Source organism: Pseudomonas sp. G3-39 (assembly GCF_054790485.1).
Window position 1 is genome coordinate 485,514 of sequence record NZ_CP186497.1, and the last position, 20,373, is coordinate 505,886.

The window sequence follows — 20,373 nt, forward strand, 5'->3', positions numbered from 1 at the left end:
TGTCCGCCCCTTCACAGATGTGTGAAAGGGCGGATCAGCCGGCTCAGGCCGTCGGCAGGGCCAGGGCCTGGCCCATTTGCACTGGCGAACCCGCCACCAGTTCTTCAGCCCATTTCACTTGATCCGGGCCAAACAGCACGATCGCCGTCGAACCCAGCTTGAAGCGCCCCAGTTCCGCGCCTTTTTCCAGATGAATCGGCGCACGGGCGGCTTCGTCGTAGCGGAAGGTTTTCAGTTCGCGCTTCGGTGGGGTGACCAGACCGGCCCACACGGTTTCGATCGAAGCGACGATCATCGCGCCGACCAGCACCACGGCCATCGGCCCGCGTTCGGTGTCGAAAATGCATGCTACACGCTCGTTGCGGGCGAACAGCTCCGGAACGTTTTCCGCAGTGGTCTGGTTGACCGAGAAGATCCGGCCCGGGATGTAGACCATTTCGCGCAGGGTGCCGGCCAGCGGCATGTGCACGCGGTGGTAATCCTTCGGCGACAGGTAAATGGTGGCGAAGTCGCCGCCCATGAACGGCGCGGCATTCGCCGTGTCACCGCCCAGCAGTTCCAGCACGCTGAAGCTGTGGCCCTTGGCCTGGAACACCCGACCGTGTTCGATCGGGCCGAGCTGGCTGACCGCACCGTCGGCCGGGCTGAGGATCGCGCCCGGGGTCTGATCCAGTGGCCGCGCGCCGTCTTTCAGGGCTCGGGTGAAGAACGCGTTGAAGTGCTCATAGGCGGTCAGGTCTTCGACCAGCGCTTGCGACATGTCCACCTGATAACGCTTGGCGAACCACTGGGTGAAGGCATTCTTGAACCAGCGCACGCGGCACTCGGCGACGCAGCCGGCCAGGCGCGACAGCAGGTGATGAGGCAGCAAGTACTGGCTGAGGATAAACAGACGCTCTTTCATTAGTTGTCCTTAGAACCTTGAATCTCGACAGGCGTGTCAGGGTGGTTGCCCCATTCGCCCCAGGAACCGGCGTAGCCCTTGACCCGCGGATAACCGAGGGACTTGGCCACCAGATAAGTGAAGCCCGACCGGTGATGGGTCTGGCAGTGGGTAATGATTTCTTTGTCCTTGGTGATCCCGAGGTCTTCGAGGATCTGCGGCATGTCCGTGCGAATCCGCAATTGACGCGCCTTGTCCATGCCGGCGGTCCATTCGAAGTTCACCGCGCCGGGGATGTGTCCACCCTTGGCGGCCAGCACTTTCTCACCGGAATATTCCAGCGGCCCGCGTGCGTCCCAGATCGCCAGATCGGCGGCGCCGAGACGGCTTTGCAGGTATTCGCGGGTTGCCGTCGGCTCGTCGTGCAGGGTCAGCGCCACCGGGCCGCCGACCGCAGGCGGCACCTGGATCGACATCGGCATGCCGGCTTCCAGCCACGCCGGCAGACCGCCGTCGAGGTAGTGGTATTTGTCGTGACCGATCACGTCGAGCAGCCAGATGAAACGCCCGGCCCAGCCACCGCCCTCGTCGTCATAGACCACGTAGACCGCGTCTGGACGATGGCCCAACTCACCGAACAACGCCTCCAAATCGGCTTTGGCCGGCAGCAGCCCCGGCGCCGGCGGCTGGCCGAGCTGGGTGCGCTTGGGGTCGACAAAACGTGCGCCGGGCAGATGGCCCTCGGTATAGCGGGCGGCACTGGTCAGGTCCACCAGAATCAGTTCGCTGGCATCCAGCCGAGGGAGCAGGTCGCTCGGTTCGATGACGAGCGGCAAGCCAGAGAAGTCAGACATGTGAGGTCTCCAGAGCACAAAGGGGGGGATTGTAGCGCAGCCTCATCGGCCACGGCTGCTAAAGCTGTGCAGGGCCTTTTCGATGCACTGCGCGGTTTTGCCGAAAGCCTGCACGCTGATGTCGGCGAACGGCCCACCGCCCTGGTCGGCGACGACGATCATGATCACCCGGCCGTTATTGACCAGCGAACGCAGGAACAGATGCTCGCCACGGAACAGCGCACGCAGGCCCGGCGGCAACAATGCGGAAAATTGTGCGTTGTTCTCGGGGTTGATCCGCACCTGTGCCTGTTGTGCGAGCAGGCGCTTCAAGACTTTGCTCTGACTGACGACAAAATTCAGCGCGGCGGCTTCCTTCGGCAAACCGAAGGTCTGGTTGACCCGCAGATTCGATTGCGTGCGGTCGGCCATCAGAATCATCACCCGGCGCATGCCGCTGGCGACCAGCGCATCACGGGCGGCGACGGTCAGGCTCATGGCATTGGTGAAGCGGCTCGGCTCGGCCAGCAGTTCGGCGCATTGCCGGCGCCATTGAGTCAGATCCTCGGCATTCGGCGCCGCCGCCGGCAGCATCCCGGCCGGCAAGCGATGGGTGCCCCATGGCCATAATAATGAAACGGCCGGGTGCCACAGATCGGGCATGGCATGCTGGCGCGCACTGTTGGCGGCTTGCTGGTGCAACTGCTGCTGCACTTCGTCCATCGAGATTTGCAGATAAAGGCTGGTCAGGTACTGCCAGCGCTCGCTGTGCGGACTGTCCCAGGCCTGTTGTGCCGACAGCGCCAGGCCGTTGGCCAGCAACACGGTGTTGGCCGGCTGGTTGAGCCAGCGGCGCAGGGTCGGATCGTCGTCGAGGCGATTCTGCTGGCGCAACGGATGTTCGCTGTCGCGGGCGATGCGCAGAACTTTCACCAGTTCGCGCTGTTCGCTGAGCAGCAGTTTATAACCCTGCTGCACCCAGATCGGCAGGTGCCAGACTTGTACCAGCGCTTCGGCGATCTTCAGCAGGCGCACGCCAAACAGTTGCTTCTCGACCGTGCGCGCCGATTCGCCCTTGTGGATAACCCGCAGCTCCCACTCTTCGAGCAATTCGGGAAACGTCAGCGCCAGCGGCCATAACGGCGACAGAAACAACAGGCTGCCCCAGTGAATGTCCTGCCACAGGCGCGCCAGGCGACTGGCAAAAAAACCGTTGGCCTGTTGTGTCGCGTGCTGGCTGATCATCTGCAGTTGGCGCAAGGCCTTGGGGATCTGCATCTGCGAATCGACGGGCAGACGTACGAGCAATTCTTCGGTACGCGCCAGGCCCAGACGGTTGATCGCCACCTCGAGATTTTCCGCTGGAGCGGCCATGGTGCCATGGGTGTGACGATTTGCCTCACGGATGATGCTCAAGGCCAGCGCCGGGCTGTCCTGCATCAGGTCGGCGATATCGCGCAGCGAGCTGCGGTTGTCACGGATCGCCCGGCAAACCTTGTCGTGCGCCTCTTGCGGCACGGGCAGGCGCACGCCATCGAGCAGTTTGACCCAGCCCTCGAGCGTGGTCGGTTTTGCGTGTGGGACGTTCGTTTCATTAGCCATGTCTGGACGAGATCTTCACTGACTGTAGACGCGCCCGGCATGGGCTAAATTGGCTTTTCGCCTGAACTGGCTATAGTCTGGCGCAGTTTTGCCGATAAGTAGAAGAAGAGATTTTTTAACTTCCGAATATGACCTTGAACCCGACTTAAATAAGTACTTTCTACCTATGGCTAAAATTATCGGCATCATCGTCGTATTCGCGAGCGTGCTCGGCGGATACGTGCTCTCCCACGGCAAAATTGCCGCCCTGATCCAGCCCTTCGAGGTGATGATCATCGGTGGTGCGGCCCTCGGTGCATTCCTCCAGGCCAACCCCGGTTACATGACGATGCACGTGCTCAAGAAATCCCTGAGCATGTTCAGTTCGCGCTTCAGCCACACGTTCTATCTGGAAGTGCTCGGCCTGATCTACGAGATCCTCAACAAGAGCCGCCGCGAAGGCATGATGGCCATCGAAGGCGACATCGAAGACGCTGCCGCGAGCCCGATCTTCGCCAAGTACCCGGCCGTGCTCAAAGACGAACGCATGACCGCGTTCATCTGCGATTACCTGCGCATCATGTCCTCCGGCAACATGGCTCCGCATGAGCTGGAAGGCCTGTTCGACATGGAACTCTACAGCCTCAAGGAAGACCTCGAGCACCCGTCCCATGCGGTGAACGGCATCGCCGACGCCATGCCCGGTTTCGGTATCGTTGCGGCGGTACTGGGTATCGTGGTGACCATGGCGTCGCTGGGTGAAGGCGATCAGAAGTCCATCGGTCTGCACGTGGGTGCGGCACTGGTCGGTACCTTCTTCGGTATTCTCGCGGCCTACGGCTTCTTCGGGCCGTTGGCGCATTCCCTGGCGCACGATGCCAAGGAAGAACTGAACGTCTACGAAGCCATCAAGGCCTCGCTGGTAGCGTCGGCTTCCGGCATGCCGCCATCGCTGGCCGTGGAGTTCGGGCGCAAGGTTCTGTACCCGGCGCACCGTCCAAGCTTTGCCGAGCTGGAACAAGCCGTTCGCGGTCGCTAAGCCATGGAAAATAATCAGCCGATAATCATCAAGCGCGTCAAGCGCATAGCCGGTGGGCACCACGGCGGGGCGTGGAAAATCGCCTTCGCCGACTTCGCCACGGCGATGATGGCGTTCTTCCTGGTGTTGTGGCTGCTGTCCACCGCAACGCCTGAGCAGAAGATCGCCATCGCCGGTTACTTCAAGGACCCGGTCGGCTTCTCCGAAAGTGGCACGCCGTACATCATTGATCTGGGCGGCACGCCGACCCTGGCGCCGGAAAACACCCTCAACCCTGAGGTGAAGTCGCAGCCGCAACCGGACAAGGTCACGGTCGACACCGAGCAGGTCGAAGGCATGGCCGAGCAGGTCGAGAAAGAGCGCCTGGAGCTGTTGCTGCAAGAACTGCAGAACAAGGTCGACGAGAACCCGCAGCTGCAGAAGTTCAAGGATCAGATCCTGTTCGAGATCACCCCGAACGGCTTGCGCATCCAGATCATGGACGCGGAAAACCGGCCGATGTTCGACTCGGGCTCCGCGCGTCTGAAGCCTTACTTCGAAGACATCCTGCTGGCCATGGCCGACACCATCAAAGCGGTGCCGAACAAGATCAGCATCAGCGGCCACACCGACGCCAAGCCGTACACCGGCACCGGCGATTTCGGCAACTGGGAGCTCTCGGCCAACCGTGCCAACGCCGCGCGGCGTGCGCTGGTGGCAGGCAGCTATCCGGATTCGCAGGTGGCGCGGGTCGTCGGTTACGCCTCGTCGGCGCTGTTCGACAAGGAAAACCCGTTCAACCCGGTCAACCGCCGCATCGACATTGTGGTCCTGACCAAAAAGGCCCAGGCCGCCATCGAAGGTTCGCAAGGTGCCGACGCGGCCAAGCCAGCCGCCGAAGGTCAGAACGGCGCCGCTCCGGCGACGCCGGTCGATCCAAACGCGCTGCCGGCGGATCAGCAACCTGTGCCGGCCCATGAGTTGCGCGAACGCTTGAACCTGTTCGACGACGCTGCACCAAAACCGGCAGTGCCGGGGACTGCGGCGCCAGCGCCAACAGCTCCGCCAACAGCTCCGCCAGCCGCTGCACCGGCCCCTGCGCCGAAGCAGTGACCGACAAAAAAGCCGACAGTGATGTCGGCTTTTTTGTGGCTGTCGATTGGCCTCAGAAACCGCGCCGAATCCGGTTCTTCAGTTGTTCATGGAAAAGATCGGCGTTGCGCTTATAGGTGCCGCTGAAGGATTCGTTGCTCGAATCCAGCGTCATCGAGCGCTTGCTCGATACTTCTTCACGATAGGCATCGATGAAGAAATTCAGATCACTGGCCGTGCTCAGCTTCGGCCACTTGTCCAGATACTCCGGCAGCTTTGCCGGCCCGGTGCGGAACGAGCAGATCCGGCGGTTGCTGATCGTCGCTTCGCCGATTTCGAACGGCACCCACCACGACAGCGCGGTTTTCTCCGACACCACCGCCAGCAGGTGCGTGCATTCGGTGATGTTGCGGGTGATCACCCCGGTGATGTCGTCGGTGGTCTGCGACTCCGGGTCCAGCACGTCGAGATAAGTCTTGATGTTGGCCTGCATCAATTGCGCATTGATCGCCATGGCCTGCGGGCGATCAATGTGGCGGTAGCTGATGAATACGGGCATCAGAAGTGTCCTTTTATGGCGAGTTCACGGTAATAGGCGCCGAGCGCCGTGAGGCGGCAGCCCGTGGAGTGAATGGCGGCGTAGTACATGTGCTCGGCATCCACCGGTTCGATCAGGCTGTGGCGATTGCACATTTGCAGTTGCTTGAAAATGTCGCCGTGCTCGGGGTCGAACAGCGCTTCGGTGGGCTCGTAGCTGGGATCGAGTCTGAAAACGAAGCTCGGCTCCGGGAACCAGTCCTTGAGTTTGCGCAGTGTTTCCTCGGCAATCAGCGGCGCGACCTCGCGCAGCGGCACGAACTGCGAGACATTGGTCTTGAATACTGGACGCTGTTCCCAGGCGCCCAGCGCATTGTCGACAAATGAGTAAACGCTACCGGGGGTGACCTTGCCGAGTACGTTGGCAGCGCCACCGTGCAGCGCTTGCAGCAACAGATCCGTGAAGACGCCATGACCGCGACTTTCCAGGGCGTACTGTTCTTTTTTACAGGCCGTGAGAATGGTCACGCCTTCGCCGATCACACTGCTGCCGCCACGCAGATTGCGCATGGCGCCTGCTGCGCCGGCCTGGCAGCAATCGAGAATGATGATTTTGTTCTTGATGTGCGGGGCCTTGTCTGCCCACTCCAGAATGTCGCTGATGCGGATCCCGTCTCCGCCAGGCTGATAGTCCTGGGGAATCAGGAGTCCTTCGTCGATGCTGGTGTCAAACTGACCATGGCCGGCGAAGTACAGCAGTGCCACGTCACAATCGCCTGAGAACAGGCTCTGGATCTGCTGTTTCATGTGGCTGAGCGTGAGTTTTTCTTCGGCTGAAGTCAGCACTTTGCTGCTGAAGTTCGGTCGCCCGTTGGCATGACGCTCCAGCACCGACGCCATGGCCATGGCGTCGTTGTTACAGCCGCTCAAGGGCGAGACGTGGTCGTAGTGGTTGATGCCGATAAACAATCCCTTGCGCATGGTTACACCGCCGTGTGCTGACGGATCGCACCAATGATGCTGTTGGTGTTCCACGCGCACTCGGCGTGCGCCGCCTCACGCACGACGCTGGAAATACGCTCGGCGCCGAACGGCTTGATCGCGATGATCACTTTGCCCATGCGCTTGGCGATCTCGATTTCCTTGTTGATCCACTTGCTGTAAGTCGAATACATCCCGGCCATGATCAGCACCGCCGAGCACGGGCGAATCTTGTTCTCGATGGCTTCTTCGAGTTGCTTGTCGGTCTGCGCGCCCATGATCGGGTTGTGCGGCGGCACGGAAAAATTCTTGAAACTGAAATCCGGTCTGGCGCCGAGCAGGCGTACCAGATTGTCGTGAGCGTGGGCGTAGTTCCACGAATGGCTGATGAACAAATGGTAGGTCTGCATGGGGTTCCTCGAAGGTCGCGAAGGTGCGAAGGAGGACCCCAATCTAGGCATCTGACGCGAGCCTACAAGGGCTGGGCGGTGAAAGAGAAATGTCCTGCAAACAGGTGCGAACGAGTCTGTCAGAAGAGTCTGACGTTTAACGGAATCGAGGATTTGTCAGGCGCGGTCCGACATCCGGCAGCCCTCGGGCGAGAGGCTGCCGGTGCAGATGTTTAGTAGCCGTTTTCCGGCAGGCTGGCGATGATCGAGCGGTAGCTGTTCATCCGCTGCTGCTGCACGCGGCCGTCTTCCAGGGCCTTGAGCAGTGCGCAACCGGGTTCGCGATCGTGCTTGCAGTCGCGGAAGCGGCAGGTGCCGAGCAGGTCGTTGAACTCGATGAAACCGGCTTCGACGTCGGCGCGGCTGACGTGGCCCAGACCGAACTCACGGATACCCGGGGAGTCGATCAACTCGCCGCCGCCCGGGAAGTGGAACAGGCGTGCGGTGGTCGTGGTGTGCGTGCCCTGACCGGACAGCTCCGACAACGGGCCGACACGGGTTTCGACTTCCGGCAGCAGGCTGTTGACCAGCGACGACTTGCCGACGCCGGACTGGCCGACGAACACGCTGATGCGCCCGTCGAGCTGCTTCTGCAACTGTTCCATGCCATTGCCGTGATGCGCCGAGACTTCCAGCACCGGATAACCCAGCGTGCGGTACACCGCCAGCAGGGCATTGAGCGCCGGGGCGTTCTGCTCGTCGATCAGGTCGAACTTGTTCAGCAACAGCAACGGGCGGATGCCGGCGTGTTCGGCAGCGACCAGGTAGCGGTCGATCAGGTTGGCATGCGGCTCGGGCAGCGGTGCGAAGACGATGACGATCATGTCTACGTTGGCGGCGACCGGCTTGAGCTGGCCACGGCTGTCCGGGCGGCAGAGTTCGGTGGTGCGCGGCAGTTGCGCGACGATCACCCCGATGCCCTGGTTGCCGGCGCGCCAGACCACCCGATCACCGGTCACCAGCGCCGGCAGGTTGGCGCGCAGGTGGCAACGGAAAACCTGGCCGGCCAGTTCGCCGTCCACGGCCTCGACTTCGACCTGCACACCGAAGTGGGCGATCACCAGGCCGTGTTGCTCAGGGCCGAGGTCGCCGCCCTCGAGGGCTTCGACCGCCGAGGACTCGCGTTTGGCGGCGCGGGCGGCGCGCTCGCCCTGAATCTTTTCGATGCGCCAGTTTTGACGACGATTGAGTTGGCGTTTGGCCATGGGTGTTCCGTCTGAAGAATGCAGCGATTAGGTAAAACGGCCGCGAGTTTAGCACGCCCGGGCACCGGCCTAGGCTAAACTGCGCAGCATTGCCTAGGAGCCCGAATATGCAAAACCCGCAGAACCTGATCTGGATCGACCTGGAAATGACCGGTCTGGATCCGGAAAACGACGTCATCATCGAAATGGCCACCATCGTCACCGACAGTGACCTGAACACCCTGGCCGAAGGCCCGGTGATCGCCATTCACCACAGTGACGAAGTGCTCGCCCGCATGGACGAGTGGAACACCCGCACCCACGGCAACTCGGGCCTGACCCAGCGCGTGCGTGACAGCCGTATCAGCATGGCCGAGGCGGAGGCCGAAACCATCGCTTTCCTGGAAAAATGGGTACCGAAAGGCAAGTCGCCGATCTGCGGCAACAGCATCTGCCAGGATCGTCGCTTCCTTTATACCCACATGAAGGCACTGGAAAGCTACTTTCACTACCGCAACCTCGACGTGTCGACACTCAAAGAGCTGGCCGCACGCTGGGCTCCGGACGTGCGCGACAGCTTCAAGAAGGGCAGCACCCACCTGGCGCTGGACGACATCCGCGAGTCGATCGCCGAGCTGCAGCACTACCGCAAGCATTTCATCAAGTTCTGATTGAGGGGTGTCTGCCCTGACGTCTTCGCAAGCAAGCCCGCTCCCACCATTTGGAATGCGTTCCCCCTGTGGGAGCGGGCTTGCTCGCGAAGAGGGCGTCAGAGTCCCGTAAGATTCAAGTCAGAAATGCATCCCGGAGCGCGCCCCCTTCTGGTGCGGCGCTGAAATGGCTAGACTGCGCGCCTTCCTGCCAGGACCGCCGCCATGTTGCTGATGCTCTATCTGATCGCCATTACCGCTGAAGCCATGACCGGCGCGCTGTCTGCCGGGCGGCGCGGCATGGACTGGTTCGGGGTGGTGTTGATCGCCTGCGTCACGGCATTGGGCGGCGGTTCGGTGCGCGATGTGTTACTCGGGCACTATCCGCTGACGTGGGTCAAGCACCCGGAATACCTGGTGCTGACCTCGGCCGCCGCGATGCTCACTGTATTCACCGCACGCTGGATGCGTCACCTGCGCTCATTGTTTCTGGTGCTCGATGCGGTCGGTCTGGTGGCGTTTACCCTGATCGGCTGCATGACCGCGCTGGAAATGGGCCACGGCATGCTGGTGGCTTCGGTCAGCGGTGTGATCACCGGCGTCTTCGGCGGCATCCTGCGCGACATCTTCTGCAACGACATCCCGCTGATCTTCCGCCGCGAACTGTACGCCAGCGTCTCGTTCGCCGCCGCGTGGTGCTACATGCTCTGCCTGTACCTGAATGTGCCGAGCGAACAGGCGATTCTGATTACCTTGTTCGGCGGTTTTCTGTTGCGGTTGCTGGCCATTCGTTTCCACTGGGAAATGCCCAAGTTCGTTTATAACGACGCACCTTGACGTCACGCTGGCGGGCGCGTGGAAATATTCTGTCGGGAATGTTGAATAGATGCTGCGCCTTTAAAAAGGGTAAAAAATAAAGCCTAAAAGGGGTATTTTGTCATGAAATACCCTATTTAAGTCTTTTTACCTCATTTAGACGGCTGCCTGAATCATGCACTCACTCACCCCGGAATTTCTTGACGCCTTGCGCTTCGACGGTCTTCAGATTGCGACGCTTCGTGCATTGGGAGAGTTTCGGGGTAAGCAACAACTGTTCGTTGCTCAATCGCCGCAGGTCCTCCAAGGGCTTACGCAGATAGCCGTAATCGAATCCACGGAGTCATCTAACCGACTGGAGGGTGTAACTGTCGCGCCAGCGCGGCTGAAGTCACTGATGAGCAAAAACACTGATCCCAAGAGCCGATCCGAACAGGAAATTGCTGGCTATCGGGACGCACTGTCACTCATCCATGAATCTGCCGATGGGATGCCATTTTCCGAAGGTGTACTTAGACAATTACACAGTCTTCTTTACCGCTATCTACCTCAGGATGGTGGTGAATGGAAGGCGATGAACAACGACATCATCGAGCGTCATGCCGATGGTTCATCGCGGATTCGCTTCCAACCTGTTCCTGCTCATATGACCCCTATTGCGGTGACTGAAACCCTGGGGCATTACCACCGGGCGCTGGCATTGAATCTGGCTGACCCTTTGGTTTTAGTGCCGCTTACGGTCCTCGACTTCCTTTGCATACACCCCTTCTCTGACGGAAATGGTCGCGTCGCTCGTCTGCTGACATTGCTGCTGCTCTATCAATTTGATTACCGAGTCGGGCGATTTATCAGTCTTGAACGGATATTCGAGGAGTCAAAGGAGGGCTATTACGCAACACTCGAACTGAGTTCTCAGGGATGGCACGAGGGCACGCATGATGTTCGGCCATGGATGGATTATTTTTGGGGGGCATTGCTTAGAGCGTACAAAGAGTTCGAAGAGCGAGTGGGTACGATTGAGAAGCGCCGAGGGGGTAAAAGCGACCGAATCAGAGACGAAGCCTTGAAGCGAGTCCTCCCTTTTTCCATCTCGGAAATTGAAGAGTCCTGTCCGGGAGTCAGTCGCGATACAGTGCGCCTGGTTTTACGATCACTGAAAGCAGAAGGGCTGATTGAGCCGACAGGTAAGGGGCGCACAGCCAAGTGGAGAAAGCCGGCATAGCCTCAATTACGGCGTTCAGCGTGCTGTTTCAGCGCCCACTCAACATGTTCACGCACCAGCTCTGATGGGTAATCACGGCGCGCCTTCAAGGCCTCCAGCACCGGAATGCTCGACGGCGCGTTGCCCAGCCCGACCGCCAGATTGCGTAGCCAGCGCTCGTAACCGGCGCGGCGCAGCGGTGAGCCTTCGGTGCTGCTGAGAAATTTGTCCTCGTCCCACATGAACAGCTCCGCCAGTTCGGCGTTGTCCAGGTTGTGCCGGGGCTTGAAATCGCTTTCCCCGGAGGGGCGGGCGAAGCGGTTCCACGGGCAGACGATCTGGCAGTCGTCGCAGCCGAACACGCGGTTGCCGATCAGTGGGCGCAGGTCTTCGGGGATGGCGTTTTTCAGCTCGATGGTCAGGTACGAGATGCAGCGCCGGGCGTCCAGCACATAGGGGCCGACGAAGGCGTTGGTCGGGCAGATGTCCAGGCACGCCGTGCAGCGCCCGCAATGTTCGCTGCTGTGCGGTTCGTCCACCGGCAGCGGCAGATCGACAAACAGTTCGCTCAAGAAGAAATAGCTGCCGGCCTTGCGGTTCAGCACCAGGGTATTTTTGCCGATCCAGCCCAGCCCGGCCTGCTCGGCGATGGCTTTTTCCAGCACCGGGGCGCTGTCGACGAAGGCGCGAAAACCGAACGGGCCGATCTCGGATTGAATCCTGTCAGCCAATTGCTGCACACGTTTACGGATCAATTTGTGGTAATCGCGGCCCAAGGCATAACGCGAAACGTAGGCTTTCTCCGGTTGCGCGAGCATTTGCGCCATTTGCGTGTCGCCGGGCAGGTAGTCCATGCGCAGCGAAACCACGCGTAACGTACCCGGAACCAGTTGCTCCGGATGCGAGCGTTTACTGCCGTGGGCGCCCATGTAATCCATTTCGCCGTGGTAGCCGGCGGCGAGCCAGCGCTCCAGGTGCTGCTCATGCTCGGCCAGGTCCAGACCGCTGATGCCGACTTGCTGGAAGCCCAGCTCGCGGCCCCAATCCTTGATCGATTGGGCGAGGGCGGGCAGATCTGTGGTGATGGCGGACATGAGGCGAGAGAAACCGGAGCTGAGGTGCGTATAATTCTGCCAGACATCGGAGCCCGAAGACGCATGCCGCACACGAAAGATCAATTACCCGACGCGCTGTATGGCGCCGCACAGGTGCGAGCACTCGATGCGCGGCTGATCGCTGCGGGTACGCCGGGCTTCGAATTGATGCAGCGCGCCGCGCACGCGACCTGGCGCGCATTGGTGCGGCAATGGCCGTCGGCGAGCGAAATGACTGTGCTTGCCGGGCATGGCAACAACGCCGGCGATGGTTTTCTGATCGCCGCGCTGGCGCACCGGGCCGGGTGGGCGGTGCGGGTGCTCGCAGTCGGTGATCCGCAACGCTTGCAGGGCGACGCGGCGCAGGCTTATGCGCAGGCCATCAGCGATGGCGTCGCCGTGCAGAGCTGGGCTGCGCAAAGCGAGCTGCGCGGGGTGATTGTCGATGCCTTGCTCGGCACCGGGCTGGCCGGCGATGTCCGTGAGCCGTATGCCGCTGCGATCAAGGCGATCAATGCCAGTGGCCTGCCGGTGGTGGCGGTGGATATTCCTTCCGGGCTGTCTGCCGATACTGGACATGTCCTCGGCATTGCGGTTCACGCTGACCTTACCGTGACTTTCATCGGCTTGAAGCTCGGCCTGTTCACCGGGGATGCGGCGGATCAGGTCGGGGCGTTGGTGTTTAACGATCTGCAAGCCGCCGCCGACATCTACCGTGACATTCCTGTCAGCGCTCTGCGTCTCTCGGCGGCTAATCTTCCACGATTGGCCCCGCGTGCGCCCGCGGCACACAAAGGGCGCTTCGGGCATTTGCTGCTGATCGGTGGCGATCAGGGTTTTGGCGGGGCGATTCTGCTCAGTAGCGAAACGGCCTTGCGCAGCGGCGCGGGCATGGTGTCGCTGGCAACCCGTGCGGAACATGTCACGGCAGCGCTGACGCGGATGCCGGAAGTCATGGTGCTCGGCACGTCGTCGGCCAATCAGTTGATGGGGCTGCTGGAAAAGGTTTCGGTGCTGGTGGTTGGTCCGGGACTCGGACAGGCGAGTTGGGGGCGGGCACTGTTGTCCGCTGCCGCCAATGCGCCGCTGCCACAGGTGTGGGACGCCGACGCATTGAATCTGCTGGCGAGCGGATTTGTCAGTCTGCCCAAGGAATGCGTGATCACCCCGCATCCGGGCGAGGCGGCGCGCCTGTTAGGGATCAGCACTGCCGAGGTGCAGGCAGATCGTCCGGCCGCCGCGCGGGCGTTGAGCAAAAAATACTCGGCCGTCGTCGTGCTCAAAGGCGCCGGCAGCCTGATCGCCCACCCCGATGGGCGTCTGGCGCTGTGTCATCAAGGCCATCCGGCAATGGCCACTGCTGGCTTGGGTGATGTGCTCGCCGGCTTGACCGGGGCGCTGTTGGCGCAGGGTATGAACGGCTTCGATGCCGCGTGCCTGGCAGTCTGGCTGCACGCCAATGCCGGCGCGCAACAAGGTAAATTCGGCCGTGGACTGGCGGCCAGTGATCTGATTCCAGTCATTCGTCAGTTGTTGGAGGAGCATGCACCGTGTCTGAAGTAACCCTGTACCTGGCCGATGAACAGGCCATGAGCGACTTTGGCGCACGGATCGCCCGCATTACCCAGGGCCACGGCCTGATTTTCCTGGAAGGCAATCTGGGCATGGGCAAAACCACCCTGTCGCGGGGCATCATTCGTGGGTTGGGGCATGTCGGCGCGGTAAAAAGTCCGACCTTCACCCTGGTCGAACCCTACGAGATCGGCGACGTGCGTGCCTTCCACTTCGACCTGTATCGCCTGGTCGATCCGGAGGAGCTGGAGTTTCTCGGCATCCGCGACTATTTCGAAGACGATGCCCTGTGCCTGATCGAGTGGCCCGATAAAGGTGCAGGCTTTTTGCCAAAGCCTGACCTGACCATTACCATTAGCCCGCAAGACAGCGGGCGTTCGCTGAAAATTTTATCCCAGGGCTCGCGTGGCGAGGCCTGGTGTGCCGCTTTGGCATTGGAATCCAATTAAATGATGGGGTTAGGTATGCGCTTTCGCGCGTTGGTGGCTGCCGTTGGACTGATGTTGATGGCAGTAACCGTCAACGCTGTGGCCGAGACAAAGGTCAACAGCGTGCGCCTGTGGCGGGCGCCGGACAACACGCGACTGGTCTTCGACCTGAGTGGCCCGGTGCAGCACAGCGTCTTCACCCTGACCGCACCGGATCGGCTGGTGATCGACATCAATGGCGCCACCCTGGGGGCGCCGTTAAAGGTCTCGACTGCTAACACGCCGATCACCGCGATGCGCTCGGCCCAGCGCACGCCGACCGATCTGCGAGTGGTCATCGACCTGAAAAAAGCCGTCACCCCGAAAAGTTTCTCGCTGGCGCCGAACGCGCAATATGGCAACCGTCTGGTGGTCGACCTGTTCGACAACCCGGCCGATGCCGCGCCGCCGCCAGCCCCGACGCCATCGGTCGCCACCGTGCCGGCAGTGCCGGTGACACCGTCTGAACCGGCGATCAAGTTGCCACCGGCCCCGGCTGGCAAGCGCGACATCATTGTGGTGATCGACGCCGGTCACGGCGGCGAAGACCCGGGTGCGTCCGGCTCGCGCGGCCAGCGTGAGAAAGACGTGGTGCTGCAGATCGCCCGCGAGCTGCAGCGTCAGGTCAACGGCATGAAAGGTTTCCGCGCCGAACTGACCCGTACCGGCGACTACTTCATCCCGTTGCGCGGCCGTACCGAAATTGCCCGCAAGAAGGGCGCCGACCTGTTCGTTTCGATCCACGCCGACGCTGCGCCGTCTGCGGCAGCCTTCGGTGCCTCGGTGTTTGCCCTGTCTGATCGCGGCGCGACGTCGGAAACTGCCCGTTGGCTGGCCGACAGCGAAAACCGTTCTGACCTGATTGGTGGTGCCGGCAACGTCAGCCTCGACGACAAGGACCGCATGCTCGCCGGCGTGCTGCTTGACCTGTCGATGACCGCTTCGCTGACCTCCAGCCTCAACGTCGGCCAGAAAGTCCTGACCAACATCGGTCGCGTGACTCCGTTGCACAAGCAGCGCGTGGAGCAGGCCGGGTTCATGGTGTTGAAGTCGCCGGACATCCCGTCGATCCTCGTCGAAACCGGATTCATCTCCAACGCCAACGAAGCGAACAAGCTCTCGGCTTCAAGCCACCAGCAGGCGCTGGCGCGTTCGATCAGCAGCGGCGTGCGCCAGTTCTTCCAGCAGAATCCGCCACCGGGCACCTACATCGCCTGGCTGCGCGACTCCGGCAAGATCGCCCAAGGCCCGCGCGATCACCGCGTGAGCCCGGGCGAGACGCTGGCGATGATCGCCGTGCGTTATCAGGTGTCCCCCGCGACGCTGCGCAGTGCCAACAACCTCAGTAGCGATGAGCTGAAGATCGGCCAGCACCTGACCATTCCCGGCACCGAACTGGCGTCCAAAGAATGAATCAGGTGTTGAACGCCGCACGCATCGAACTGCTCAGCCCGCGGCTGGCGAACCAGATCGCCGCCGGCGAGGTGGTCGAGCGCCCGGCTTCGGTGATCAAGGAGTTGCTGGAAAACAGTCTCGACTCCGGTGCCAAGCGCATCGATGTCGATGTCGAGCAGGGTGGCGTCAAGCTGCTGCGGGTGCGTGACGATGGCAGCGGCATTTCCGCCGATGACCTGCCGCTGGCTTTGGCCCGTCACGCCACCAGCAAGATTCGCAACCTCGAAGATCTGGAGCAGGTGATGAGTCTGGGCTTCCGTGGTGAGGCACTGGCGTCGATCAGCTCCGTGGCGCGCCTGACCCTGACCTCGCGCACCCGCGATGCTGATCAGGCCTGGCAGGTTGAAACCGAAGGTCGCGACATGGCGCCTCGGGTGCAGCCGGCGGCGCATCCGGTCGGTACCTCGGTGGAAGTGCGCGACCTGTTTTTCAATACGCCGGCGCGGCGCAAGTTTCTCAAGACCGAAAAAACCGAATTCGATCACCTGCAAGAAGTGATCAAGCGTCTGGCGCTGGCGCGTTTCGACGTGGCCTTCCATCTGCGCCACAACGGCAAGACCATCCTCAGCCTGCACGAGGCCCACGATGATGCAGCCCGCGCTCGGCGTGTGGCGGCGATCTGTGGTTCGGGCTTCCTCGAACAGGCGCTGCCGATCGAGATCGAGCGCAATGGCCTGCACTTGTGGGGCTGGGTCGGGTTGCCGACCTTCAACCGCAGCCAGGCGGACTTGCAGTATTTCTTCGTAAACGGCCGTGCGGTACGCGACAAACTGGTGGCCCACGCGGTGCGTCAGGCTTATCGCGATGTGCTGTTCAACGGTCGTCATCCGACCTTCGCGCTGTTTTTCGAAGTCGATCCGGCGGCGGTGGACGTCAACGTGCACCCGACCAAGCACGAAGTGCGCTTCCGTGACGGACGCATGGTGCATGACTTCCTTTACGGCACATTGCACCGCGCGTTGGGCGATGTGCGTCCGGAAGATCAACTGGCCGGCTCTGTCACCACAGCCGTGGTGCGTCCAACCGGTATCGAGGCCGGTGAATTCGGCCCGCAGGGCGAAATGCGTCTGGCGGCCAACGCGCTGCTGGAACAGCCGCAGGCGCAACCGGCGTTCAATACTTCGTCGGGCGCCAGCGCTGGTGGCGCTTATCAGTATCAGTACACGCCGCGTCCGCAGTCGGCTGTGCCGGCCGCCGAGGCACAAGCTGCTTACCGCGAGTTCTTCGCACCGTTGCCGGAAGCGAATGCCAACGCGCTGCCAGCCGGCCAGGAAGACATTCCGCCGCTCGGTTACGCGCTGGCGCAGCTCAAGGGCATCTACATTCTCTCCGAGAATGCTCAGGGTTTGGTGCTGGTGGACATGCATGCCGCGCACGAGCGGATCATGTACGAACGCCTGAAAATCGCCATGGCCAGCGAAGGTCTCAGCGGTCAGCCGCTGTTGGTGCCGGAGTCGCTGGCGGTCAGTCAGCGAGAGGCCGATTGCGCTGAAGAACATGCCGCATGGTTCCAGCGTCTGGGCTTCGAGCTACAGCGCCTGGGCCCGGAAACATTGGCGATCCGCCAGATTCCGGCGCTGCTCAAGCAGGCCGAGGCCAATCGTCTGGTGGGTGACGTGCTGTCGGACCTGATGGAATACGGCACCAGCGACCGGATTCAGGCGCACCTGAACGAACTGCTCGGCACCATGGCCTGCCACGGCGCGATCCGTGCCAACCGGCGCCTGGCCCTGCCGGAAATGAACGGCCTGCTGCGCGACATGGAAAACACCGAACGCAGCGGTCAATGCAACCATGGCCGACCGACCTGGACCCAACTGGGCCTGGACGATCTGGACAAACTGTTCCTGCGCGGTCGTTGATGAGCCAGCTTCCTCCAGCGATTTTCCTGATGGGCCCGACCGCTGCGGGCAAGACCGACCTGGCCATCGAGCTGACCAAGGTGCTGCCGTGCGAGCTGATCAGCGTCGACTCGGCGCTGGTCTATCGCGGCATGGACATCGGCACCGCCAAGCCATCGAAAGAACTACTGGCCGAGTTTCCGCACCGGCTGATCGACATTCTCGATCCGGCCGAGGCCTATTCGGCTGCGGATTTCCGCCGCGATGCCCTGCAAGCCATGGCTGAAATCACCGCACGCGGGAAAATTCCGCTGCTGGTTGGCGGCACCATGCTCTATTACAAGGCGTTGGTTGATGGCCTGGCGGACATGCCGGCGGCGGATCCCGAGGTCCGTGCGCAGATCGAAGAAGAGGCTGCACGCCTTGGCTGGCAAGCCCTGCACGATCAGCTGGCGAGCATCGATCCGGTGTCGGCGGCACGCATTCATCCGAACGATCCGCAGCGCCTGAGTCGGGCGCTGGAGGTTTATCGGGTCAGCGGTCAGAGCATGACTGCCCTGCGTCAGCAACAATCTGCGCAAAGTACTGAAGCAGCCGCTTCGGGACGGCAACAATTGCCCTATACTGTCGCGAACTTGGCCATTGCTCCGGCAAATCGCCAGGTACTGCATGAGCGCATTAAACAAAGATTCACAAATATGCTGGAACAGGGGTTCATCGACGAGGTCGTAGCCCTGCGTAAAAGAAGTGACCTGCATTCCGGGTTGCCGTCTATACGTGCGGTAGGCTACCGCCAAGTCTGGGACTACCTGGATGGCAAGCTGTCGTTAGCTGAAATGCAGGAACGCGGCATCATTGCCACGCGTCAATTGGCCAAGCGCCAGTTCACCTGGCTGCGCAGCTGGGAAGAACTGCACTGGCTGGACAGTCTTGATTGCGACAATCTGCCACGCGCCTTGAAATACCTTGGGACCATCTCCATATTGAGCTGAGTCCTTGCAATTGCCGTCTATCCTTGGGGGTGTGGCGGCCAAAGCCATCTGAATTACCTATTTTTATTATTGAATCCTTAAAGGAGTGCGGCACATGTCAAAAGGGCATTCGCTACAAGACCCTTACTTGAATACTTTACGTAAAGAGAAAGTTGGGGTTTCCATCTACCTGGTCAACGGTATCAAACTGCAAGGCACGATCGAGTCGTTCGACCAGTTCGTTATCCTGCTGAAAAACACCGTCAGCCAGATGGTTTACAAACACGCTATCTCGACAGTCGTGCCAGTACGTCCAATTCGTCTGCCTAGCGCAACCGAATCCGATGCAGGTGACGCTGAGCCAGGTAACGCCTGATAGGAGTCTCCTTTGTTCTTTGAGCGCCACGGTGGTGGTGAGCGAGTCATCCTCGTTCACTTGGAAGGTCAGGACCCTGAGGCGCGCGAAGATCCGCAGGAGTTTCAGGAATTGGCTAATTCGGCGGGCGCCGAGACCGTTGCGTTTTTTAACGTACCGCGTCATCGGCCAACCGCCAAATTCCTGATTGGCAGCGGCAAGGTCGAGGAATTACGCGACCTGGTCCATGCCGAAAAGGCTGATCTGGTGATTTTCAATCACATTCTCACGCCCAGTCAGGAACGTAACCTCGAACGTGTTTTCGAGTGTCGCGTGATCGACCGTACCGGCCTGATTCTCGATATCTTCGCTCAGCGCGCCCGTACCCATGAAGGCAAGCTCCAGGTAGAACTGGCCCAGCTTGATCACATGAGCACCCGCCTGGTTCGCGGCTGGACTCACCTTGAGCGTCAGGGTGGCGGTATCGGCATGCGTGGCCCGGGTGAAACCCAGCTCGAAACCGACCGGCGTCTGCTGCGGGTTCGTCTGCGTCAGATCAAGGGTCGTCTGGAAAAAGTGCGCAGCCAGCGCGAGCAATCGCGACGCGGCCGTTCCCGCGCGGATATCCCTACCGTGTCTCTGGTGGGCTATACCAACGCCGGCAAATCCACGCTGTTCAATAACGTGACCAAGTCCGAGGTATACGCGGCCGACCAGTTGTTCGCCACGCTCGACCCGACCCTGCGCCGTCTGGAACTGGACGACCTGGGGCCGATCGTTCTGGCGGACACGGTAGGGTTCATTCGGCACTTGCCGCACAAGCTGGTCGAGGCATTTCGGTCTACGCTCGAAGAGTCGAGCAATTCCGACCTGCTGTTGCACGTGATCGATGCGGCCGAACCGGATCGCATGTTGCAGATCGAGCAGGTGATGGTGGTACTGGGCGAGATCGGAGCCCAGGACTTGCCGATCCTCGAGGTATACAACAAACTCGATTTGCTTGAAGGCGTTGAGCCACAGATCCAGCGCGATGCCGATGGCAAACCGCAGCGGGTCTGGCTGTCGGCGCGCGATGGCACGGGTCTGGAATTGCTTGAACAAGCCATTGCCGAGTTGCTGGGCAGTGATTTGTTTGTGGGGACATTGCGCTTGCCGCAACGATTCGCTCGACTGCGTGCGCAGTTCTTCGAACTCGGTGCGGTACAGAAAGAAGAGCATGACGAAGAAGGCATCTGCCTGCTGGCCGTTCGTTTGCCCCGTGTCGAGTTGAATCGACTGGTAAGCCGCGAAGGATTGCAGCCGATGGAATTCATCGAGCAACACACTTTGCAATAAAAGCCTGGCAAAGCGGTTGTGCCGCAACGGCAGGCATTCTGTAGCATTGGTCGGCGCG

At 61.1% G+C, this 20,373-nt stretch carries 20 protein-coding genes; 12 read left to right on the forward strand and 8 right to left on the reverse strand.

What is annotated here, in order from left to right; translation table 11 throughout:
* Positions 1–43: 43 nt before the first annotated feature.
* From asd to ACOYXG_RS02170, 3 genes are read right to left on the reverse strand one after another with little or no spacing between them, the layout of a single operon-like run.
* A complete protein-coding gene (gene asd / locus ACOYXG_RS02160) occupies positions 44–904 on the reverse strand; it encodes an archaetidylserine decarboxylase (protein ID WP_027611402.1) in 861 nt (286 codons plus the stop codon).
* Positions 904–1,737 (reverse strand): thiosulfate sulfurtransferase, encoded by an 834-nt coding sequence (gene rhdA / locus ACOYXG_RS02165; RefSeq protein WP_098966921.1) that lies wholly within the window; start codon positions 1,735–1,737, stop codon positions 904–906. Before rhdA ends, asd begins: the two co-directional genes overlap by 1 nt.
* A 42-nt stretch (positions 1,738–1,779) precedes the next feature.
* Positions 1,780–3,318 carry an HDOD domain-containing protein gene (locus tag ACOYXG_RS02170; protein WP_460355675.1) on the reverse strand — a complete coding sequence of 513 codons (1,539 nt, stop codon included), beginning with the start codon at positions 3,316–3,318 and terminating at the stop codon, positions 1,780–1,782.
* A gap of 166 nt (positions 3,319–3,484) precedes the next feature.
* On the opposite strand from ACOYXG_RS02170, the gene motA reads away from it, so the two are divergent.
* The gene (gene motA / locus ACOYXG_RS02175) at positions 3,485–4,336 is read left to right on the forward strand and encodes a flagellar motor stator protein MotA (RefSeq protein WP_007952169.1); all 852 of its coding nucleotides are present in this window, start codon (positions 3,485–3,487) and stop codon (positions 4,334–4,336) included.
* A 3-nt stretch (positions 4,337–4,339) separates the two neighbouring features.
* A complete protein-coding gene (gene motB / locus ACOYXG_RS02180) occupies positions 4,340–5,428 on the forward strand; it encodes a flagellar motor protein MotB (protein ID WP_460355678.1) in 1,089 nt (362 codons plus the stop codon).
* Positions 5,429–5,480: 52 nt separating this feature from the next.
* Here motB and ACOYXG_RS02185 read toward each other — a convergent pair whose 3' ends face one another.
* From ACOYXG_RS02185 to rsgA, 4 genes are all read right to left on the reverse strand, one after another.
* Complete coding sequence (locus tag ACOYXG_RS02185) at positions 5,481–5,966, reverse strand: toll/interleukin-1 receptor domain-containing protein (protein ID WP_134785300.1); 486 nt, start codon at positions 5,964–5,966, stop codon at positions 5,481–5,483.
* Positions 5,966–6,925 (reverse strand): caspase family protein, encoded by a 960-nt coding sequence (locus tag ACOYXG_RS02190; protein WP_115988337.1) that lies wholly within the window; start codon positions 6,923–6,925, stop codon positions 5,966–5,968. The genes ACOYXG_RS02185 and ACOYXG_RS02190 overlap by 1 nt, the downstream gene beginning before the upstream one ends.
* A 2-nt stretch (positions 6,926–6,927) precedes the next feature.
* Positions 6,928–7,335 carry a TIR domain-containing protein gene (locus ACOYXG_RS02195; RefSeq protein ID WP_027611408.1) on the reverse strand — a complete coding sequence of 136 codons (408 nt, stop codon included), beginning with the start codon at positions 7,333–7,335 and terminating at the stop codon, positions 6,928–6,930.
* A gap of 212 nt (positions 7,336–7,547) precedes the next feature.
* Positions 7,548–8,579 (reverse strand): small ribosomal subunit biogenesis GTPase RsgA, encoded by a 1,032-nt coding sequence (gene rsgA / locus ACOYXG_RS02200; RefSeq protein WP_039766628.1) that lies wholly within the window; start codon positions 8,577–8,579, stop codon positions 7,548–7,550.
* Positions 8,580–8,686: 107 nt separating this feature from the next.
* Here rsgA and orn point away from each other — a divergent pair, with 107 nt between their 5' ends.
* The 3 genes from orn (at position 8,687) to ACOYXG_RS02215 (ending at position 11,246) form a co-directional block, all read left to right on the forward strand.
* Entirely contained in the window at positions 8,687–9,229 is a 543-nt protein-coding gene (gene orn / locus ACOYXG_RS02205; RefSeq protein WP_003221098.1) for an oligoribonuclease, read from the forward strand.
* Between the two features lie 204 nt (positions 9,230–9,433).
* Positions 9,434–10,045, forward strand: a complete 612-nt coding sequence (locus ACOYXG_RS02210) for a trimeric intracellular cation channel family protein (RefSeq protein WP_003221099.1) — start codon at positions 9,434–9,436, stop codon at positions 10,043–10,045.
* Between the two features lie 154 nt (positions 10,046–10,199).
* Entirely contained in the window at positions 10,200–11,246 is a 1,047-nt protein-coding gene (locus ACOYXG_RS02215; protein WP_027611410.1) for a Fic family protein, read from the forward strand.
* Between the two features lie 2 nt (positions 11,247–11,248).
* On the opposite strand, the gene queG is transcribed toward ACOYXG_RS02215, so the two are convergent.
* Positions 11,249–12,319: a tRNA epoxyqueuosine(34) reductase QueG gene (gene queG / locus ACOYXG_RS02220; RefSeq protein WP_096794762.1), complete on the reverse strand. Its 1,071-nt coding sequence runs from the start codon at positions 12,317–12,319 to the stop codon at positions 11,249–11,251.
* Between the two features lie 63 nt (positions 12,320–12,382).
* Between queG and ACOYXG_RS02225 the strand changes: the two genes are divergently transcribed.
* The 7 genes from ACOYXG_RS02225 to hflX all read left to right on the forward strand — a co-directional run bounded on the left by ACOYXG_RS02225 (position 12,383) and on the right by hflX (position 20,315).
* Positions 12,383–13,882: an NAD(P)H-hydrate dehydratase gene (locus ACOYXG_RS02225; protein ID WP_460355685.1), complete on the forward strand. Its 1,500-nt coding sequence runs from the start codon at positions 12,383–12,385 to the stop codon at positions 13,880–13,882.
* Positions 13,870–14,340, forward strand: coding sequence for a tRNA (adenosine(37)-N6)-threonylcarbamoyltransferase complex ATPase subunit type 1 TsaE (tsaE, locus tag ACOYXG_RS02230; protein WP_098966932.1), 471 nt, complete (start codon positions 13,870–13,872; stop codon positions 14,338–14,340). The genes ACOYXG_RS02225 and tsaE overlap by 13 nt, the downstream gene beginning before the upstream one ends.
* Before the next feature lie 51 nt (positions 14,341–14,391).
* Positions 14,392–15,771, forward strand: a complete 1,380-nt coding sequence (locus ACOYXG_RS02235) for an N-acetylmuramoyl-L-alanine amidase (protein ID WP_371260346.1) — start codon at positions 14,392–14,394, stop codon at positions 15,769–15,771.
* A 5-nt stretch (positions 15,772–15,776) separates the two neighbouring features.
* On the forward strand, positions 15,777–17,675 hold the full coding sequence (gene mutL, locus ACOYXG_RS02240; protein WP_225138893.1) for a DNA mismatch repair endonuclease MutL: 1,899 nt from the start codon (positions 15,777–15,779) through the stop codon (positions 17,673–17,675).
* Entirely contained in the window at positions 17,675–18,646 is a 972-nt protein-coding gene (gene miaA / locus ACOYXG_RS02245; RefSeq protein ID WP_096794765.1) for a tRNA (adenosine(37)-N6)-dimethylallyltransferase MiaA, read from the forward strand. The genes mutL and miaA overlap by 1 nt, the downstream gene beginning before the upstream one ends.
* A gap of 94 nt (positions 18,647–18,740) precedes the next feature.
* On the forward strand, positions 18,741–19,001 hold the full coding sequence (gene hfq / locus ACOYXG_RS02250; RefSeq protein ID WP_003221112.1) for an RNA chaperone Hfq: 261 nt from the start codon (positions 18,741–18,743) through the stop codon (positions 18,999–19,001).
* A 12-nt stretch (positions 19,002–19,013) separates the two neighbouring features.
* On the forward strand, positions 19,014–20,315 hold the full coding sequence (gene hflX / locus ACOYXG_RS02255) for a ribosome rescue GTPase HflX (protein ID WP_003221114.1): 1,302 nt from the start codon (positions 19,014–19,016) through the stop codon (positions 20,313–20,315).
* Positions 20,316–20,373 lie beyond the last annotated feature (58 nt).

What these genes read in the sequence shown, in the direction of transcription:
- asd (WP_027611402.1), bottom strand. Translation starts at nt 904, where the DNA reads ATGAAAGAGCGTCTGTTTATCCTCAGCCAGTACTTGCTGCCTCATCAC.
- rhdA (WP_098966921.1), bottom strand. Translation starts at nt 1,737, where the DNA reads ATGTCTGACTTCTCTGGCTTGCCGCTCGTCATCGAACCGAGCGACCTG.
- ACOYXG_RS02170 (WP_460355675.1), bottom strand. Translation starts at nt 3,318, where the DNA reads ATGGCTAATGAAACGAACGTCCCACACGCAAAACCGACCACGCTCGAG.
- motA (WP_007952169.1), top strand. Translation starts at nt 3,485, where the DNA reads ATGGCTAAAATTATCGGCATCATCGTCGTATTCGCGAGCGTGCTCGGC.
- motB (WP_460355678.1), top strand. Translation starts at nt 4,340, where the DNA reads ATGGAAAATAATCAGCCGATAATCATCAAGCGCGTCAAGCGCATAGCC.
- ACOYXG_RS02185 (WP_134785300.1), bottom strand. Translation starts at nt 5,966, where the DNA reads ATGCCCGTATTCATCAGCTACCGCCACATTGATCGCCCGCAGGCCATG.
- ACOYXG_RS02190 (WP_115988337.1), bottom strand. Translation starts at nt 6,925, where the DNA reads ATGCGCAAGGGATTGTTTATCGGCATCAACCACTACGACCACGTCTCG.
- ACOYXG_RS02195 (WP_027611408.1), bottom strand. Translation starts at nt 7,335, where the DNA reads ATGCAGACCTACCATTTGTTCATCAGCCATTCGTGGAACTACGCCCAC.
- rsgA (WP_039766628.1), bottom strand. Translation starts at nt 8,579, where the DNA reads ATGGCCAAACGCCAACTCAATCGTCGTCAAAACTGGCGCATCGAAAAG.
- orn (WP_003221098.1), top strand. Translation starts at nt 8,687, where the DNA reads ATGCAAAACCCGCAGAACCTGATCTGGATCGACCTGGAAATGACCGGT.
- ACOYXG_RS02210 (WP_003221099.1), top strand. Translation starts at nt 9,434, where the DNA reads ATGTTGCTGATGCTCTATCTGATCGCCATTACCGCTGAAGCCATGACC.
- ACOYXG_RS02215 (WP_027611410.1), top strand. Translation starts at nt 10,200, where the DNA reads ATGCACTCACTCACCCCGGAATTTCTTGACGCCTTGCGCTTCGACGGT.
- queG (WP_096794762.1), bottom strand. Translation starts at nt 12,319, where the DNA reads ATGTCCGCCATCACCACAGATCTGCCCGCCCTCGCCCAATCGATCAAG.
- ACOYXG_RS02225 (WP_460355685.1), top strand. Translation starts at nt 12,383, where the DNA reads ATGCCGCACACGAAAGATCAATTACCCGACGCGCTGTATGGCGCCGCA.
- ACOYXG_RS02235 (WP_371260346.1), top strand. Translation starts at nt 14,392, where the DNA reads ATGTTGATGGCAGTAACCGTCAACGCTGTGGCCGAGACAAAGGTCAAC.
- miaA (WP_096794765.1), top strand. Translation starts at nt 17,675, where the DNA reads ATGAGCCAGCTTCCTCCAGCGATTTTCCTGATGGGCCCGACCGCTGCG.
- hfq (WP_003221112.1), top strand. Translation starts at nt 18,741, where the DNA reads ATGTCAAAAGGGCATTCGCTACAAGACCCTTACTTGAATACTTTACGT.